The sequence below is a fragment of the Candidatus Limnocylindrales bacterium genome, assembly GCA_035626395.1.
GTDB lineage: Bacteria > Desulfobacterota > Binatia > UBA1149 > CAITLU01 > DASPNH01.
Genome location: DASPNR010000030.1, coordinates 142168 through 160188, shown reverse-complemented (window position 1 = coordinate 160188; position 18021 = coordinate 142168). Strand labels below are relative to the sequence as shown.

The 18021-nt window shown below is 68.6% G+C and carries 14 protein-coding genes; 6 read left to right on the top strand and 8 right to left on the bottom strand.

Annotated elements, in window-relative coordinates; genetic code table 11:
* Nucleotides 1-103 precede the first annotated feature (103 nt).
* From VEC57_10150 to VEC57_10135, 4 genes are read left to right on the top strand one after another with little or no spacing between them, the layout of a single operon-like run.
* Complete coding sequence (locus VEC57_10150) at nt 104-1879, top strand: BatD family protein (protein ID HYB99477.1); 1776 nt, start codon at nt 104-106, stop codon at nt 1877-1879.
* Nucleotides 1876-2820: a hypothetical protein gene (locus tag VEC57_10145; protein ID HYB99476.1), complete on the top strand. Its 945-nt coding sequence runs from the start codon at nt 1876-1878 to the stop codon at nt 2818-2820. The genes VEC57_10150 and VEC57_10145 overlap by 4 nt, the downstream gene beginning before the upstream one ends.
* 4 nt (nt 2821-2824) lie before the next feature.
* Nucleotides 2825-3802: a hypothetical protein gene (locus tag VEC57_10140; protein ID HYB99475.1), complete on the top strand. Its 978-nt coding sequence runs from the start codon at nt 2825-2827 to the stop codon at nt 3800-3802.
* Complete coding sequence (locus VEC57_10135; protein ID HYB99474.1) at nt 3799-4827, top strand: hypothetical protein; 1029 nt, start codon at nt 3799-3801, stop codon at nt 4825-4827. Before VEC57_10140 ends, VEC57_10135 begins: the two co-directional genes overlap by 4 nt.
* 64 nt (nt 4828-4891) lie before the next feature.
* Here VEC57_10135 and VEC57_10130 read toward each other — a convergent pair whose 3' ends face one another.
* Nucleotides 4892-5545 (bottom strand): DsbA family protein, encoded by a 654-nt coding sequence (locus tag VEC57_10130; protein ID HYB99473.1) that lies wholly within the window; start codon nt 5543-5545, stop codon nt 4892-4894.
* A 146-nt stretch (nt 5546-5691) separates the two neighbouring features.
* Here VEC57_10130 and greB point away from each other — a divergent pair, with 146 nt between their 5' ends.
* Entirely contained in the window at nt 5692-6246 is a 555-nt protein-coding gene (gene greB / locus VEC57_10125; GenBank protein HYB99472.1) for a transcription elongation factor GreB, read from the top strand.
* Nucleotides 6247-6271: 25 nt separating this feature from the next.
* Here the strand turns inward: greB and VEC57_10120 are convergent, their stop codons facing one another.
* Both VEC57_10120 and VEC57_10115 read right to left on the bottom strand, forming a co-directional pair.
* Nucleotides 6272-6850, bottom strand: a complete 579-nt coding sequence (locus VEC57_10120) for a hypothetical protein (protein ID HYB99471.1) — start codon at nt 6848-6850, stop codon at nt 6272-6274.
* A gap of 114 nt (nt 6851-6964) precedes the next feature.
* A complete protein-coding gene (locus VEC57_10115) occupies nt 6965-8422 on the bottom strand; it encodes a hypothetical protein (protein HYB99470.1) in 1458 nt (485 codons plus the stop codon).
* Nucleotides 8423-8700: 278 nt separating this feature from the next.
* On the opposite strand from VEC57_10115, the gene VEC57_10110 reads away from it, so the two are divergent.
* The gene (locus tag VEC57_10110) at nt 8701-10320 is read left to right on the top strand and encodes a hypothetical protein (protein HYB99469.1); all 1620 of its coding nucleotides are present in this window, start codon (nt 8701-8703) and stop codon (nt 10318-10320) included.
* 567 nt (nt 10321-10887) lie between these two features.
* On the opposite strand, the gene VEC57_10105 is transcribed toward VEC57_10110, so the two are convergent.
* The 5 genes from VEC57_10105 to VEC57_10085 form a co-directional block, all read right to left on the bottom strand.
* Nucleotides 10888-13017, bottom strand: coding sequence for a hypothetical protein (locus tag VEC57_10105; protein ID HYB99468.1), 2130 nt, complete (start codon nt 13015-13017; stop codon nt 10888-10890).
* A 33-nt stretch (nt 13018-13050) separates the two neighbouring features.
* Nucleotides 13051-13701: a ChrR family anti-sigma-E factor gene (locus VEC57_10100; protein HYB99467.1), complete on the bottom strand. Its 651-nt coding sequence runs from the start codon at nt 13699-13701 to the stop codon at nt 13051-13053.
* Entirely contained in the window at nt 13698-14255 is a 558-nt protein-coding gene (locus VEC57_10095; protein HYB99466.1) for a sigma-70 family RNA polymerase sigma factor, read from the bottom strand. The genes VEC57_10100 and VEC57_10095 overlap by 4 nt, the downstream gene beginning before the upstream one ends.
* A gap of 216 nt (nt 14256-14471) precedes the next feature.
* Nucleotides 14472-17684 carry an AAA family ATPase gene (locus VEC57_10090; GenBank protein HYB99465.1) on the bottom strand — a complete coding sequence of 1071 codons (3213 nt, stop codon included), beginning with the start codon at nt 17682-17684 and terminating at the stop codon, nt 14472-14474.
* A 113-nt stretch (nt 17685-17797) separates the two neighbouring features.
* Complete coding sequence (locus tag VEC57_10085) at nt 17798-17989, bottom strand: hypothetical protein (protein HYB99464.1); 192 nt, start codon at nt 17987-17989, stop codon at nt 17798-17800.
* Nucleotides 17990-18021 lie beyond the last annotated feature (32 nt).

The window sequence follows — 18021 nt, the reverse complement described above, 5'->3', positions numbered from 1 at the left end:
GACGCGCAGAGCATCCCGTCTGCCGCGTTGCATGGCTGCGCGCTCCCTGCAGTCCAGCCCGCTTCGGGTCGCTGCTCGCCATGCGCCTTGCATCGGGGGCACTTTGCGCGCCGCCATTGTTGCGTTCGCGCTTGTTTCGCTTGCTGCCGAGGCGCTGGCGCAGACGGCGGTGATCCAGGTTACGCAGGGGCCTTACTACGTTCAGGCGCCGATCGATCTGCAGGTTGTGGCCGACGGGTTCGATGAGGAGCCGCAGCCGGAGGTGCAGGTGGATCCGCCGGCGGCCGGGAAGCTCGAGTTCGTGCAGGCGCGGCCGCAGATCTCGAGCTTCATGCAGATCATCAATGGCCAGGTGACGCAGCGCAAGGACGTGCGCTACGCCTTCGTCTTCCGCTTCACCGCCGATGCTCCGGGTCGCTACACGATCGGGCCCGTACGCCTGACGCAGGGCACGAAGTCGGCCGAGACCAAGACTCTGGCAGTCACCGTCGGCGAGGTGCCGGAGGCGCAGGGGCAGCGCTTCCGGCTGGTCATTCCGCAGGAGCGTATCTTCGTCGGCGAGCGCGTTCCGGTGACGGTGGAGTGGTGGACCGAGAGCGGCCTGGCCGAGCGCCTCTTCAACCAGACGATGCACGTGCCGCTGTTCGAGCGGACCAATGAGTTCCAGTTCATCGACACCGAGCGGCCGCCTTCGCGCATCGTGCTCAACGTCAATACCGCGGGCGGCGCCGTCGACTTTCCCGCGGACGTCCGTCAGGTCAACGAAGGCGGCAAGCAGTGGGTGATCCGCAGCGTCACGCGCACGATGATCCCGGTCGTCGCCGGCACCTTCGCGCTGCCTGCGGCCACGCTGCTGGTGGACGAGGCCACCGGCTGGCGCCGCGATTTCTTCGGCTCGCGCGTTCCCACGCAGACGCGCAAGCTGCGCGTCACCGCCGACGCCCGCACCCTCGTCATCGAGCAGGTCCCCGCTGCCGGAAGACCGCCGAGCTTTGCCGGCGCCATCGGCGAGGGCTTCACGCTCGACGTCAGCGCCGATCGCACCGTCTTGCAGGCGGGCGATCCGGTGAAGCTGACGCTGACGCTTCGCGGCGCGGGCTCGCTCGAATCGGCGGCGCTGCCGCCGCTTTCGTCGGCGGGCCTGTCGCCCAAGCAGTTCCGCGTGCCCGACAGCACGCTCAGCGGCGTGCTCGAAGAGGGCGCCAAGAAGTTCGAAGCCACCGTGCGCGTTGTGGACCCCAGCGTGCGCGAGATCCCGGCCATCGAGTATTCGTGGTTCGATCCGAAGACAGCGAGCTATCAGACGACTCGATCGCAGCCGATCGCCCTGTCCGTTCGCGCGGCCGAGGTCGTCGGCGCCGGAGATGTCGTCAGCGCGGCGCCGCAGGCCGAGCCGCAGGAGGAGGATCAGCCGGCGGCCGACGAGAAGGCCGAGGAGGAGACGAAGGAGCGGCGCACGTTCACGCTGACCGGTGCCGACTTGTCCATCGAAACCGATCGTTCGCGGCTTACGGCCGCATCGACGTCGGCGCTTGCCGCGCCCGCGGTCAGGTGGATCGCCTATGCGCTGGGGCTGCTCGCGCTGCTCATTGGCCTGCTCGTGCATCGCCGCCGTCAGATCGATCCCGAGCAGGCGCGGCTCGCCAGGCTGCTGCGCACGGAGCGCTCGCACGTGGCCGATGCTGCCACGGCGCGCGAGGTGGGGGATGCCCTGCGCCGCATGGCCGCCGCCAATCCCGCCGCGCGCCCCGCCGATCTCGACGCCGTCCTGCGAAGCTGCGACGAGATCGTGTTCGCGCCTGGCGGCGGCTCGGCACCCGTTCCGGGCGACCTGCGCTCGCGCGCCGTTGCAGCTGCCGACCAGATGGTGAAGCCATGAGGAGCCTCGTACCGAACGACACGCGGCATGGGGGCGGCGGTGCAGCAGCGCCGGACGTCGTGCGCGCCGCTGCGACGGCGGGCGACGGCTTGCGGACGGTGCGACTGCGGCGAGGGGTCATGCTCACGGCCGCGCTCGGCCTGACGCTGGCGGCGTGCATGGCTCTGCCTGCTGCCTCGCGGTCGGCACAGCCCGAAACCGGTGCGACAGCCGCATCCACGGACGTCCTGGCTCAGGCCATCGCCGCCTACGATGCCGCGCAGGACATCGCCGATCGCGATCAGCGGCGCGCGGCGTTCACTCGCGCCGAGCGGCTGTTCAGTGCGGCGGCACAGGGCGGCGCCGTCAGCGCCGATCTCCACGCCAACATCGGCACTGCTGCGCTGCAGGCCGAGAGCCTCGGCACCGCGATCCTCGCCTACCGGCGCGCGCTCGCGCTCGATCCGGACCATCGCCGCGCGTCGCAGAATCTCCAGCACGCACGCACGCTGCTTCCGTCGTGGGTGCCGCGCCCGGAAGCCGGCGGCATCTTCGACAGCTTCTTCGCCTGGAACCGCACCCTGTCGCCGGGCGAGCGCGCCGGCGCGGCCGCCATCGCCTTCCTTCTCGGCGCGGCCCTTCTCGGCGCCGGCACGGCCATGCAGAGCGCGATGCTGCGTGCGTTCTCCGTGCCTGCGCTGCTGCTGTGGGTGGTCCTTTTCGCGTCCACCGTCACGCGCCAGGAAGGCGACGATGCAGCCGTGATCGTGGCCGACGACGTCCTCGCTCGCGCCTCCGACTCGCGCAACGCGCCGGCACGTTTCGCCGAGCCGCTGCCGGCCGGCACCGAGGTGCGCGTGGACGAACGCCGCAGCGACTGGGTGCGCGTCACGTTGGCCGACGGCCGCGATGCGTGGGTGCCGGCAGCCAGCGTCGAGCCCGTGCAGCGGCCGGGCGCCTGAGCCCGTGCCCGCACCCGTCCTCGTCACGGCGATCGCGAAGAACTACGTCCCGCGAGCGCGCGTGCTCGCGGGATCGCTGGCGCGCCATCATCCCGAGCTGCGGCTGCAGGCGCTGCTCACCGACGAAATCGAGGGCCGCTTCGACCCTGCAACCGAGCCGTTCTCGATCATCGCGCTCGAGCAGCTGGCAATACCGGACCTCGCCGCCTTTCGCCGCCGCTATTCGCGCAAGCAGATCGCCGCCGCCGCCAAGCCGTTCCTTCTCGAGCACGCGCTCGATCTGGCCGGCAGCCGCGGCGCGCCCGCTGCGATCTTCCTGGATCCGGACGTGCTCGTGCTGAGCAGTCTCGCGCGCCTGTTCGATCATGTCGCTCGTCATGCCGTCACGCTGACGCCGCACCTGCTCGAACCGCTGGCTGGCGCCGACCGCTTCGCGCGCGAGCTGGTCATCCTCCAGGCGGGCACGCTCAACGCCGGTTTCGTCGGCGTCACCGAGACACCGTCGGCGCGCGCTTTCCTGCACTGGTGGCAACGGCGCGTGGAGCGCCATTGCCGTCACGACGTGGCCGAAGGCATCTACTACGATCAGCGCTGGCTCGATCTGGCGCCGGTGTTCTTCAATGGCGTCTCGATCTTGCGCGACCCTGCCTGCAACGTGGCGCACTGGAACCTTCCCGAGCGTTCGCTGCGCGTCGAGGGCGGCGAGGTTCTGGTGGACGGCAGGCCTTGCCTGTTCTTCCACTTCAGCGGCTTCGAGCCTGGGCGCTCCGGCCGCGTCACGCGCTACTCGCCCCGCCTCGACATGTCGCAGCTCGGCCCGGCGGCCGAGCTGTTCCGCCGCTACGGCCAGATGCTCGTGGCTGCCGGTTACGACGAAGCGATGTCGTGGCCGTACGCGTACGACAGCAGACCGCGGCGCATCGTCGAAGCGGGGGTACGCGCGGCCGCCTCGCTGATGCGACGCCGCGGCGGGCGGCCGTGAGCGTCATGACGAGCGCGGCAAAGGACCATGGCCCGACGCGATCCGACGCGGCCGCCGCCACCATCGTCAGCAAGAGCTCGCTGTCGCTGGCGCGCGTGCTGGCGGACTCGTTTCGCCGCCAGCACCCCGACGTTCCGTTTTTCGTGGCGCTGGCTGACGAGGTCGACGGCTACTTCGATCCGGCAGCCGAACCGTTCGCGCTCATCCGGCTGCGGGAGCTGCAGCTCCCCGCGCTTGCCGGCTTCGTGCGGCGCTACTCGCAGCAGGAGCTGACCTACGCCTGCACGCCGTATCTGCTTGCGCATCTGCTCGATCGCGGCTTCTCCCGTGTCGCCTTCTTCAAGCAGGAGAGCCTGGTCACCGGCGACCTAACGCCGGAGCTGGAGCTGCTGCGCGAGCACTGCATCGTCCTGACGCCGCACCTGCTCGAGCCTCTGGCGAGCGACGACCAGCTCGAGCGCGAGGCGGTGATCCTGCAGTCGGGCGTCTTCAACGTGGGCTTCCTCGGCATATCGGAGTCGGCCGAAGCGCGCCGCTTCCTGCTGTGGTGGCAGGATCGCCTTTGCGAGCACTGCCGCCACGACGTGCCTTCGGGCATCCACTTCGAGCAGCGCTGGCTCGATCTGGTGCCGTCGTTCTTCGAGGGCGTGGCGATGGTGCGCGATCCGGGCTTCAACGTCGCGCACTGGAACCTGCCCGATCGCACGGTCCGCACCGACGGCGACGCCATCACCGTGGACGGGCGGCCATGCCGCTTCGTCCGCTTCAGCGGCTTCGACCCGCGCCGCCCCGAGCGTCCGACGCGCTACTTCGCGCGCCTGAGCATGGAGGCGCTCGGCGACGCCGCGATCCTGTTCCGTCGCTACAACGAGCTGCTGCACGCCGCGGGTTGGCAGGAGACCAGCCGCTGGCCGTACGCCTACCGGCGCCGCTCGGTGATGCTGCGCACGCTCATGCGGCGGCTGCGTCCGATGTTGCGGGCGCGGCAGCTGGCGGGGCGGATCTATCGCACCGTGCGCGAGTAGCGCCGCGAGCTGCTCCTGCCTTTCCGTTCTCGGCGCTTCCTACGCCGCACGGGAGGCAACCGGACTAGCTCCGCTTGCGCAGCCCGTGCTGCTGCAGGCGCCATAGCAGCAGGTCGAGGCGGTCCTGGCCGAAGAATGGCTCGCCGTTGAAGACCATGGTGGGCACGCCCCAATGGCCGGCCTCGGTCAGCGCCTGCTGATTGGCCTCGATGATCGCGTCGCGCGCACCCGGACCGGCAGCGATCGCTGCGTCCATGTCGGCAAGGTCGAGGTCGGCGCGCGCCGCCGCCTGCGCAAGGTGATCGCCTTCGTGCCAGCCGATGACTTCACCTCCCCAGATCAGCCGCGAGACCTGATCCAGGAACGCCAGCCCTCGCCCGCGCGTGGTCGCCTCGACGCCGAGCCGCGTCAGCCGGTAGATGTAGGGCTGCTCGGCGGCGACCTTGCCCGACGCGAAGTCCTGCACGATGGGGTCGGGCCGCGGCCAGCCGAAGGGAAGGCCCAGGTATTCGGCGATGCGCATGGTGTCGCGCATCAGGTAGAGCGGCCAGAGCGGATTGACCTTGTCGAAGAACCCCTCCACCCGCACGGCCAGCGGCAGAACCGGCCGTACACGGATGTCGACATCGTACTCACGCTCGATGGCTACCAGGCGGCTGGTGGCCAGGTAGGAATACGGGCTGCGAAAGGACCAGAACAGATCGAACGACAGCGTCATGGAAGGACCCCCGATGAGGATGGCCGAAGCTATCCTGCCCTCTCCTTCCCCGCTACTCTTGCGATCGGAGCCGTGACTGTGGGCCTGCGGCAGACGCCTCGCGACGACGGGCGCGATAGCGGTACCCGCCCTGGCGGCAGCAGCGCATGAGCAAGGCGTTCACGAAAGAAAGCGACGGCGACGACGACCTCGACGCGGCCGAAGAAGCGCACGAGCCGGGCGGCATCAAGAACTACATCACGCCGGCCGGCTACCAGCGCCTGAACGCCGAGCTCGCCCGTTTATGGGAAGTGGACCGGCCGAAGCTCGTCGAGACCATCGCCTGGGCCGCCAGCAACGGTGACCGCTCCGAGAACGGCGACTACATCTACGGCAAGCGCAAGCTGCGCGAGATCGACCGGCGCATCCGTTTCCTGTCCAAGCGCCTCGACCGCGCCGAGGTCGTCGACAACACCGGGCGCGCCCACGACCAGGTCTTTTTCGGCGCCACCGTCACGGTCGCCGACGAGGACGGCAACGAGCGCACGGTCAGCATCGTCGGCGTCGACGAGCTCGATCCCGCGCGCGGCCGCGTCTCCTGGATGTCGCCCATTGCCAAGGCGCTGATGAAGGCGAGCGTCGGCGACGTCGTCACGCTGCAGACGCCCAAAGGCCCGGAGCAGCTCGAGGTCGTCGATATCCGCTACGACCCATTACCCTGACCCGCACCGCACCGTGCGCCCTTCGTCAGTAGCAATCACACGCCACCGCACACCCCCCGGCATTGATCGCCGCCGCACACTGCGCATTCATGGTGGTGTTCCCGCACGCCCCGCTCTCCAGCGCCTCCTTGCAAGGCGTCTCGCAGGCATCGCCCGCAACCTGATTGCAGCAACCCTGACACGCGGGATGTTGATCATAGGTCAGACACGAGCCATGCGAGCCGTCCGTTGGGCACTCGCCGTCCGGCGGCACGAGCGTGGTCGTCGTAGTCGTCGAGGCGGTCGTGGGCGGCAGGCTGTCGGCGGCGCACGACGCTGCGCTTTGGTACTCCGCGCAATCGCCGAGGGTGGGACAGGCCTGTGCGTACGTCGTCTCGGCCAGTGCGCATGCTTCCGTGAACTTGGCGGCGCATCGGGCCGTGTTGACCACGTGACCGGTCAGCACCGCGCGAGCCTCGGCCCTGAGAAGGCAGGCCGAGTGCTTGGCTGCCGCCCGCAGCTTTGCGGCCTGGCATAGCGAGCTCGCGTCGGCTGCGCGAGCCGATGGCGTTGCAGTGAGGAAGAAGGAGCAGACGGAGATGATCAGCAGAAGCCTGGTCGACATTTCCAAAACCTCCTGGCGGCGCCGTCGTGGCGGTGCCGTGATCCAAGTATCACACTGCGATCCGAACGTACCGACCCTAAAGTCTGTAGAGCCGTCCGCATCAGCTTCGACCTGTCACCAGTGGGGAGGATCGAATGGCGGCGGAATGTCCGAGCCGGTTGCGGGACAGTCCAGCATCGTGGCGATGCCCACTGCCGTGGCCAGGATGAGAGCTGCGTCGGATGCCAGGACGTCGCCATCGCCGTTGACATCACATACCGGCGCGGCGCAGTAGCCGATGCCGACCGCCGCGTGCAACGCCCGCAATGCGTCTGCGGCCTTGAGCGTCGAGTTGTGGTCAGCGTCGCCGCAGACGATCGCGGATGAAGCGAAGAACGGACGGGCAACGATTTCGTGGACCGGCGACTGGTCGGACGTACGCTTCCATACGACAAGAAGCGAGCCATCGGGACCGGAGGCGAGGCCGCTGACAAAGTCGTGCTTCGCGGGCGAGGGTAGCGAGAGCTTTTCGACGGGGCCTGACTCGAGGGGCGTCGTGTAGATTTCGATGTCGGCGTTGTTCGGCGGGACATCTTGCGAAGTCGCGATCACCACCTGATCCGATGCCATTGCGACGTGAAGACCGGTAGCATCCCGCTCGACCTCCGCGAGCACTCGCGTGGCAGCGATCGGCGCTCCCTCCTCATCGAGCCTCCTCAACGCCAGATATCCGGGCGGCTCGTAGTCCGACTCGATGTAATCAAGCCAGGCGGCGAGGAAGCCTTCAGTCTGGTTCTCTGCCACCGCGTGCCCGTTCTTGCCCTGCTCGTCATCGTGGAAATCCAAAGCGACGTAGGTTGCTTCGCCGGCGGCAACGGCATCGGAGTCGAAAGCGCGGCCATACAGATACGTCTGCGACAGATCGAAGTTGCAGTGCGGTGGGTCCTCCTCGCACTCGGGATCGCTGTACTGTTCTGTCCATGTGACGAAGAAGGAGTCGTTCGGCAGCACCGCCAGCCTCATGTCGAGCGCCGGGTTCCCTATGACGAAGGGCTCTTTGGAGATCTGCGTCGCACCATTGAAGCGCAGACCCGTACCGTTGGAGACCAGCACCCAGTTCCCCTGGCTGCCGGCGTCGATTTGAACGATGCCGGCAAGCCCCTCCAAAGGAAGCGCCTCCGTAGACGGCTCTCCGGCCGCATCGACGAGCCGCGCATACCAGAGATTCTCATGGGCCCAGACGACCACCAGCGATCCGTCGGGAAACGCAGCCACTTGCGGAAACATGCCGGCGGCGGCGATCTCGATGGGGTCCGAGGCCGAAGCCTCCCGAGGCTCGAGGTACCGCAGGAGAATACGGCTGGGCAGCTCCGCGCCCTGCTCATGAACGACGGCGAAACGGTCGCCCGCTCGGACCACCGCTGGGGAATGGCGGCCCATGCCGAGCACGATTTCGTCGCTGGTCGGAACGACCGCGGATTCCGCTGTAGACAGTGGCAATGGTAGAGCCGCACACGTTAGCAGCAGTGACGCGTCGACGAGGCGTCGGAGGCTGGAGATGACGATGTCCGTCCACATGTTGCGGCGGTTCATATCGATCCCTCCGTCTTTCCCCAGGCTGTCATACGCGCAATTGCGAACGGCAGCGCCGCACGGATCGACGACCCGAGTTGCCGGCGGCTTCCAGCCGTATCGCGTCGGGACGCCGGACCGTACCATGCTGTAGCCCGGCCTGGCAACGGACCTTATTTCGATCAGCGTGCCCAGGTGCGTGTTCAGGCTGGAGCGGCACGGGCTTCTCGTCCATTGCATGGCGAAGACAGGCCGCTGTATGAAGGCAGGCACAATACGCCGACAGCACGGAGGGAGCCATGATCACGATCTCCTGCCTTCGCCACCGAAGCAGTTCTCTTACCACTGCGACAGTGGCTGCGACGATGCTCGCCGGGTTCTTCACGGCGCCGGTTCACGCAAAGCCGCCGCGAGTGGTCGGTGTCACATCGATGATCAACGAGGTCGTCAGCGGCCAGATCGAGGCAGGCGACGGCTTCGGGCACGCGGTAGCGAACATCGGCGACATCGACGGCAACGGCAGGGCGGATCTGGCCGTCGGGGCGCCCGGTGACGATGACGGCGGGAGCGACCGCGGCGCGGTGTACATTCTCTTCCTCGATGACTCAGGCAGCATCGCCGGTGCGGCCAAGATCAGCGCTGCGAGCATCGAGGGTCTTTCGGACGGCGACGGCTTCGGCACGTCCGTCGCATCGCTCGGCGATGTCGACGAGGACGGCGTCGGCGACCTCATCGTCGGCGCACCCGGCGACGACACCAGCGTGGGCGGGGGCGGCGCGGCGTGGATCATTACACTGACCGAGCAGGGAAAGGCGGACCGATCCCGTAAGCTTGATGTTGCGGCACTGGGCCTTGCCGGGACGATCGCGGCAGGCGACGGATTGGGTCGGGCAGTGGCTCCGGCCGGCGATCTCGACGGCGATGGGAGGACCGAGGTGGCCGTCAGCGCACCGGGCAACGATTGGCCAAAGATCAATGCCGGCAATGTCTGGATCGTCTTCCTCGACGACGATCTGACCGTTTCGCGAGCACGGCGGCTCGGCGACGACGACAGCGGTTTCGTACCGCAGAAGCGCAGCGCCTTCGGCTCCGGACTGCTGCTTCGCGGCAGCGAGTTGCTGGTGCTGACCGGCAGCGACGGGACGAACTTCGCGCCTCCGGTCCTGCTGCGCGCGTTCGACCTGGACTCGGAGGGCCGCATCGAAGCCGTACGCGAACTCAATCCTGACGATGACGGCGCGCCGCTGCTGGGCTGCATCGGCGCGTTCGGCGACTTCGATTTCAACGGCACCGGCGAGCTGATGTCGTGCAGCAGCGGCGCCCTCGGTCTGTTCCTCATGAACGAAGAGGGCAGCGTGGCCGGCACGCGCCTGTATGGGCCGTATCCGCGCAACGATCTGGCGTCGCCTCTTCCTGCTGCAAGCCTCGCGACGGTTCCGGATGTCGATGGAAATCTCGTTCCCGAGATCGTGGCCGGCGGCTTCGGCAGCCTGACTCTCGTGCGTCTTAACGGTGAGTCCCCCGAGAACGCGACTTGCGGCGATCCCACCGGAGACGGATCGGTGACGACGTCGGACGCGCTGCTGGTCCTGCGCCGAGCCGTCGGGCTTCAGTTCTGCGAGGCGATGTGGTGCGACGTCGATTCCTCCGGCCATATCACCGCAAGCGATGCGCTGGCCGTGCTTCGCCAGGCCGTCGGCAGCGACGCATCCATCGCGTGCCCGACAACGACGACCACCAGCACGACAACGATCGTGGTGCCGAGCACGGGAGACGAGTGCTTCGACGACCACGACTGCTACGGGGATGAGCAGCTCGACCAGTGCTGCGGCTTCCACTGCTGCGAGTGCGATTACGGTCCGGACGACTGCCCGGAGGGATTTGTATGTGAAGCGCAGCAGTGCGTTCCGGCACCGTAGCGGGTGGGCGCTCGCACGTCTCGATTGTCACATAGCTCGAGGGATCCGCAGCTCCCGGCACAGTGGCCCTACGATCCGCGGCCCTGAGCCCGCCGCAACGCACGCCTGCTCCAGAAGCCCGTCTGGCGGGGTGGCTGCGGATTCATGTCGGGACAGGCGCGGCGTGTCATCGAGACGCTTCGTCCCGTTTCGAGAACGCCCCGCCATCACCCCTGCGAGCAAAATCGCTGCACTTCGCGAGCTTCGGCGCGAGGTCGGTTTGGCGCGGGCCTTGCTCCTTGTCCGCCATCGTTCGCGCGACGCCGAATGGTAGCGGCACGGGGAGGCGGACGGCGGGGAAGCGCAGGCACGGGGGCGGGCAGGCGCGGAGGATGAGTGGGGACCTGGTGGGACCGTGGGGACGGTCATCGGGGGAGAGACGGGGAAGAGGTTCGACGGTCGGTCACGGGTGGCATTGGATCGATAGTCGATACGAATGAAACCCCGCGCTTCGGCTCGCAGCGTGCAGGCGACCCGAAGCGCGGGGTTTTTTTGTTCATTCCGCTGACCGAAAGCTCACGCGTGCCGTCAGAAGCTCGGCGGCAGATTCACCTTCACGATGAACTTCGATTGGTTGCACGAGAACAGCATCGAGGTGTCTTCGAGCTGGATCACGTGTCCTGGCGACTCGCACTCCTGCGGCAGCGCGACGGTGCTGCATCCGGTCAGGCCTTTCAGTGTGATCTCGCACCACGTGTAGCTGTTGCCGCTGAAGTTGGCGGTCACCGCTGCGCACCTGTCGCCCTTGGCGTTGCTGACGATGGCCGTGCCGACCGGACCATCTCCTGTCGCTACCGGCCCATGAATCTCGCCGGTCAGCTTCGTCGTATCGACCTCGGCCACGTGCAGCTCGCTCGATCCGAAGCTGGACATCGCGCAGTACCAAGAATCGGTGCAGGCCGCGCAGCGGATGCGGCGGGGATCGATGCCGAGGTTGCCGAGGCTGGTTGCGGCCTGGTCCGGATCGGTGCCCGCATGAAGCAACAGCGCACCCGCTGCCTCGCCGCCGCCGTTGGTGACGATGGCGATCGTGCCGTCAGGGAAGGTGAACAGCGAGAACGGCTCCGCCGGCAGCGCTTCGGACGACACGACCGGAATCTGCGCGATGGCGAACGTCTGGAAAAGCGCGTCGTACTGCATGCGCAGGATCTGGCCATTGCCGACCACGTGCGCGAATGGCGAGACGCCGTCGACTCCGTCCGGCCCGGGTACGATGTCGGTGTAGATCCCGGGAAAGACGCTGTCGAGGCCGAACCCGCTCATCGCGAAGTAGTCGGTGGACGTCGCTCGCTGAGGCGCCGCGCTGGCCATCGTCTGATGTCCCTGCCCGTCATCGAGCGGCACCGTGCCGAAATTGAACGGTGACGGGAACATGTCGTCGATCTGGTAGTCGATCTCGTGGGTGGCCAGGTCGACGACGACGAAGCCGTTGAGCGTGGCAATGACCACTTTCCTGTCGTCGTCGGGGCTCGGCCCGAACGGTCCATGGAAACGATGGATGCCCTCCATGCCGAGCGCGTTGATGGGAACCGTCACCATCTGGTCCGCGAAGCACTCGATGAAGGTGTGCACGAAAACCGTCACCGTTACCGGATCGCTGACGAAAGCGCCGATCCTGACGCCCTCCTCCGCGATGGTCACGCCGATCCGGAGGCCGACATCGTCTTCGTCCAGGCAGTTGCCCGTCAGCGGCGCGATCCAGGCAGTGTTCTCGAGCATGAAGGAATCGACGTTGCCCGATAGCATCAGATTGCTCGTCACGTCGGGGTCGTCGGGCAGCAGCAGCTCGATCGGCTTCGCGATGGACGCGCCCATCGCCTCTTCCACCACGATGCGGCTCTCGAACGTCTCGCCGCCGACGTCGTCGTCCTCGGGAAAGTCCTCGAGCTCGACAGTGAGGCCGTCGCCGCCGTTGAACAGGATGCCGAGCGGACCGAGCGAGTCGATGTCGCCGCTGATCGTGACGAGGTCCGCCAGCGCGTCGAAGTCCAGCGCGAGATCGCCGATCGGAGCGACCTCGTCCTCGGGATCGACGCCTGCGCCGGAGCCCTCGCCGCTTTCCAGCCCCACGCCGAAAATGGCGATGGCGTGGAAGGTGATGCCATCATCCGTCAACGTGTATCCGTGCTCGGGAACGAGGTAGGTCGCGCGCGCCGGCTCATCGAGCACGAGGCCGGCGGGCTGCACGTCGTAGGAGCCGAGCACGCCGGCCTGCTCGAAGTCGCCCTTGACGGCCGCGGGCGGAAGGCCGGCTATGGTGATCTCGGTCGGCGTCATCAGCGCGCCCTGCGGGAAGTCGATCGTCAGGCGGCCATCGTGCGAGGTGATCGAGCCGCCGCTGGGGCCGATCGTTTCGGTCACCGAGCAGACGACGCACGAAAGATCGACGTCCTGACCGACCGCATTCTTGAGCGTCGCGAGCGCGTCCGTGGCGGTGACGCTGCCGGACTGATTGACGTCGCAGACGCAGAGGTCGCACGCGAGCGTTCCCACGGCGCGACGCAGAACCGCGAGCGCGTCGGAGGCGGTGGGATCGCTTCCGCTGGTGACGGGCTGCCCGCATCTCGTGTGGTCGGCACCGGCGACCTGCGGTGACAGCGCGACGAGCGCAGCGAACGCCACGGAACCGGCGCGGACGATGCGATGATTCGCTCTCATGTATTCCCTCCCTTGGCCGCGCCGGTCGCCGCCTCAGGCGCCCGACAGACGCACGAGCAGCCGTGCAAGCCACTTTCGCGGCACGATGCGGCCGCTGTTGGCGATCAGGCAGATGCACGGCTGCGCGCTGGTGACGCGCGGACGATGCTCGACTTCGGTGTCGCAGTCGCGGACGTCGCCGCGCCCGTAGGTTCCGCTTTCGTCCACCAGCTCGCCGGCGACGACGAGAGTCAGCTCACGCCCGGTGTGCCGGTGGCGTGGAATGACGAAGCCGTGCTGCAGCCGCACCAGACGAAGCGGCTTTCCATCCCATCGAGGTGCCAGATCGAACGCCTGCGCGCCGCGCGCCATCTTCCTCCAGGCAAGCGCTTCGGCGTCGGCACTGGCGTAATCCCGGACCGGCTGCGGCAGCACGCCGTGCGAATAAGGGCTCTCCCGCGGCTGGCGTTCGGCCGTCCTCGCCAGCCGCTCGAGCACTCCCTGCTTGACCGAAGCCGGCAGAGCGGCGGGCTCGGCCTGCGCCATCATCGCGCCACCGACTTCGTCGAGACGCTGCAGATCCTGCGAGCACGTCACGCACAGGCTGGCGTGCGCAGCGATGACGACCGACGGAGCCTCGGGCAGCGCGCCGGCGGCGTAGCTCATCAGCAGATCGTCGCCGGGGTGAAAGTGCGGCGCCGTCATCGGGACTCTCCGCCGAGCATGGCCCGCAGCCTGTTCATCGCCAGACGCACGCGCGACTTGATCGTCCCGACCGGCAACCCGGTCGCCGACGCGATGTCGGCAATGGACTCATCGCGAAAATACATCCGCCGCAGAATCTCGGCCTGCGGCTCGGGAAGACCGGCGATGGCGCGGCGAACGCCGAGGCTGCGTTCGGCGTCGGCCGCTTCGCTTTCGGCCGACGGCTGCGATGCATGCGCCCGCACCGGCTCGGGCCGTGGCCGGCGCTCCCTGCGCAGCGTGTCGATGCGCCTGTTGCGAGCGATGCGGAAGACCCACGCATCCACCGATGCGCGCGAAGGGTCATAGGAGGACGCGTGCAGCCAGATGCTCAGCATGATCTCCTGAACGAGCTCCTCGGCCTGCCCCTGCTCTTTGGCGAACGCGAGAAGATAACGATGAAGGCGCGGCGCGTACCGGTCGAAGAGATCGCTGAACGCCGACACATCCCGGCGCTCGGCCACCGCCCTCAGCAGCCTGGCGGCGGGGTCTTCGGGTGCCTGACGACTCCGCACCAGCGGAGTGCTAACAGCAATCGCGGCGTGAATCTCGCCCTCCGTATCGGCAGTGGGGGCGCGGCCTTCCGAGCTTCCTTGCGGGCACGGGTCGGCCAAGCCGGCGCTCGCACCACCGCTGCCGATGAAGGGAATACGTGACGGAGGGGCGGACGGATCACCGGCCGCGCCGGGAAAAGCGTTTTTTTCTGAAAGGCCGGGCGGCAGCGACCCGGCTCAGAACGTCCATTGCACCGGCTGGTCCGGGTCGGGCGTGTAGGAGCAGAACGTTCCCGTGCGAATCGTGCGTGCAAGGTAGCGACCGAGCGCCTCGTCGCTCTCGGCCACGCGCCGCCGCGCCGCGCTGATGCGTTTGGTCACACTGACCCTGGCGCGCTCGACGGCCGAGGATGCGTGGCGCGAGCGGCCGCCTAGGCCCAGCCCGCCCGCAAGAACGCCGGCCAGAGCTGCCATCTCCTCGCGCACCTTTCCGGCGCGCGCGGCGTCGTGCGCCTCCTCGGCGTCTTCGAGCTCGTCGCGCAGCTCGAACAGGCGCCGCCGATACTGCGCCGTCGCCGTGCCGTCGAGTACCTCGCCCGCATCGCCCAGGAAGGGCCGATCCGCCTCGTCGGGCAACGCCAGCTCGGCGTCCTCGCCTTCGGTCAGATGCACGAGGTCGGTAACCAGGAAGTCGCGATTCGGGTGGCGCAGGAGAAACGCGATGTAGCCGAGGCCGCGGATCGCCTTGAGCTGCACCGGCCTGCCGCTGAACTCGATGCTCCAGAAGTCGCCGCCGTGACGGAACGTGGCCCTGCGCGCGGCAGCCGGCGCAGCCGCCGTCGCCGCTGCCGCAGGTGAAGACTGCGTGACGGCGCCGGGCGCCTCCTCGAGCCGGGCCAGCACTGCGCGGCATCGCTCCTCTTCGGGGAGCGCGCGCAGCCGCTGCGCCATCGCCAGCGCCGCACCGGCGTGCTCCCGTGCAAGCCGCACGTCGCCCGTCGTCAGCGCGAGCAGCGCCAGATGACGGTCGACCAGGCCGCGCCAGGCCGCGCCGAAGCCGACGATGATGCAGCGCCCGGCGTATGGAACCATCATGCGATAGAGAATGGCGGCGCGCTCGGCGTCTCCGAGGAATGCGCACGCCTCGCTCAGATACGAAAGCGCCGGCAATCGAAGGTAGCTGTCGGGAACGTCGGCGAAGCGGCCGCCGGCGGCCCGTTCCAGCTCGTCGCGCGCCTGCGCGATGCGCCCCTGCAGCGCGTAGATGGAAGCGAGCGTGTAACGCCAGATCGGCACGCCCGGATACTGCCCGACGAAGGCGGTGATGACCTGCTCGAGCTCGCTGCTGCGACCCTGCTCCGATCGCAGGCACAGGATCTGCGTGCCATAGACGACGGCAGCGTCCTGATGCTGTACCCGCTGCGCCGCCTGCAGGCCCTGCTCGGCCAGGTGCTCGGCTTCTTCGAAGCTGCCGCGGACGATCGCGAGCAGGGCGCCGAATCGTGCGGCGTACCAGTCGTACCACGGCAGGCGCAGCTCTCGCGCCGCCTTCTGGTAGGCGGCCAGCTCCGCCTCGACGCCCACGATGTCGCCGAGCTCGAACAGGTCGACGAAGCGCCAGGCGCATTCGTTGACTGCCATCTCACGATCCTGCAGCGCGGCCGCCAGACGCGTCATCTCGCGGCCGATCTCGAGCCGCTCCTCGATGTTGTCGGGGCGCCACAGCGCCCAGCGCTGATCGCTCAGCACCCAGCGCAGCGTCGCGGCGTCGGCCTGCGCGCGCGCGACCGCGACCGCTTCGTTGCACAGCGCGCGCCGGCGCTCGACCGATCTCGGCTCCAGATACAGCGCGTATGCGAGGCGGGCCAGCAGGCGCGCGCGCAGCGCAGGCTCCTGCTCGCCAAGCCCGGCGATCGCCTCTTCCAGCAGCGCCACGACGCCGTGATCCAAGACGAGGTGCGAGCGCTGCTGGCGGCCGCCGAGCCCGAGCGCTGCGCGCGCCAGCAGCGGCGCGCGCAGCGTCGGCGGCAGCGAACGCGCGGTCAGCGCGGCGATCTCGAACGTCTGCCGCATGGCGGGCAGGTTGCCCATGCCCCACTGCGCATCCCCAAGGCCCAGCAGAAGCTCGCAGCGCAGGCGCGCACGCTCGACGGCATCGACGTCGCAGAGCGGCAGCACCTCGATGGCCCGCTCGTAGTGCCCGGCCGCCTCCTCGTATGCCGTCTGCGTTTGGGCGCGATCGCCGGCGCGGCGCGCGTAGTCCACGGCCAGCAACGCGCTGCCGGCCGCCGCGCCCTGCAGGAAGTGATGAGCCAGCGTGGATAGCGGCAGCTCGGCGGCGTCGCCGGCAAGGTGCTCGACCGTCTCGCCGACGAGGCGATGAAGCCGGCATCGGCGCGCGGGGTCGATATCGGCGTAGAGCGTATCGCGCACGACGACGTGCGAGAACGAGAACGATCGGGCGCTCGCATCAGTCGCACGCAGCAGGCCGGCGCCGCGCGCCTCTTCGAGCACGTCCGCAACGGCGGCGCCGGGCTCGAGCTCCGCCGTCACGCATTCGAGCGTAGTGGCGTCGAAGTCCCTGCCGATGACGGCGGCGCTCGACAGGACCTGCACGGCGGCGGCGCCGAGCGCGTGAACGCGCGCGCGGACCACCGAGCGCAGCTCGGGCGGAAGCGAGAGCACCGGCGAAGCGGTGGGCGCGCCCGCAGCGCGCGAGGCCAGCAGGCGGGCCGCCTCGCTGACGAAGAGCGGGTTGCCGTCGGTGAAAGCGTGCAGGGCATCGGCCACCGAGCTGTCGGCTGCGCCTGCGGACTGCTGCAGATAGCGCTCGATGTCTGCCGGGGTCAGGCCGCCCAGGCGCAGACGTTCTCCCTCGCGCATCACCTCGCCGAGCAGCTGCGAAACCGCAGGATCCTGCGAAGCTTCGTGCTCGCGGTAGGTCCCGAGCAGGAGCAGACGCGCACCGCGAAGCTCGCGCGCCAGGAAGCGCAGCAGGAGCAGCGAGGGAAGGTCGGCGGCGTGGAGGTCGTCCAGAACGAGGAGCGCCGGCGTATGGCTCGCCGCGGACCTCAGGTACGAACATGTCTCGTCGAAGAGCTGGAACCGGGCCTGCTCGGGAAGGGCGGCTCCGAGCGCGGACGGCTCGCGGCCGTCCAGGGCAGGCGTCGCCGGCGCCCCGGCCCGCGCGAGCCCTCGCAGGATCTGGATCCATGGCCAGTACGGCGGCGCGCCGCCGCTCTCCCAGCAGCGCCCCCAGACCGTCCGCACGCTGCCGCCGGCAGCGGCTTCGGCGGCGAACTCGTCGGCCAGGCGCGTCTTTCCGATGCCGGCCTCGCCCACCAGCAGGAAGACCCGGCCGCGGCCGGCGCAGGCATCGGCCCAGCCACGGCGGAGCTGCGCGAGCTCGAGATCGCGGCCGACGAACGCCCCGCTGCCCTGCACAGCCATGCGGGCCGATCCTATCGCCTATGAGGCGGCGTTTCCTGCGCAGCGGGCGGGTCTGCGACGGCTTGCGGCGGCAGCCAGAGGCCAGCGGGTCGTGGCTCGCCCGCCGGACCGCCTCAGACCGCGATCCGCGTGCCCTTCTTTCCGATCACCGTGACACGCCAGTGCAGGTCCTCCCCGGGCAGCTCCACGAGCTGGGTCTCGTAGCCCCGGGCCTCGCAGTCGGCCATGAACTGACGCGCGACCTCTTCCTTGTAGAAATAGCGAACGGTTCCCGTGTAGATGAAGTCGGCAAACGGCTTCGGCACGACGAGCGACCTCCCTTCTCGCTGCGATCCAT

Coding starts and splice junctions, on each gene's coding strand:
- VEC57_10100 (HYB99467.1), bottom strand. CDS start 13,701: ATGACGGCGCCGCACTTTCACCCCGGCGACGATCTGCTGATGAGCTAC.
- VEC57_10145 (HYB99476.1), top strand. CDS start 1,876: ATGAGGAGCCTCGTACCGAACGACACGCGGCATGGGGGCGGCGGTGCA.
- VEC57_10090 (HYB99465.1), bottom strand. CDS start 17,684: ATGGCTGTGCAGGGCAGCGGGGCGTTCGTCGGCCGCGATCTCGAGCTC.
- VEC57_10110 (HYB99469.1), top strand. CDS start 8,701: ATGATCACGATCTCCTGCCTTCGCCACCGAAGCAGTTCTCTTACCACT.
- VEC57_10105 (HYB99468.1), bottom strand. CDS start 13,017: ATGAGAGCGAATCATCGCATCGTCCGCGCCGGTTCCGTGGCGTTCGCT.
- VEC57_10120 (HYB99471.1), bottom strand. CDS start 6,850: ATGTCGACCAGGCTTCTGCTGATCATCTCCGTCTGCTCCTTCTTCCTC.
- greB (HYB99472.1), top strand. CDS start 5,692: ATGAGCAAGGCGTTCACGAAAGAAAGCGACGGCGACGACGACCTCGAC.
- VEC57_10115 (HYB99470.1), bottom strand. CDS start 8,422: ATGAACCGCCGCAACATGTGGACGGACATCGTCATCTCCAGCCTCCGA.
- VEC57_10130 (HYB99473.1), bottom strand. CDS start 5,545: ATGACGCTGTCGTTCGATCTGTTCTGGTCCTTTCGCAGCCCGTATTCC.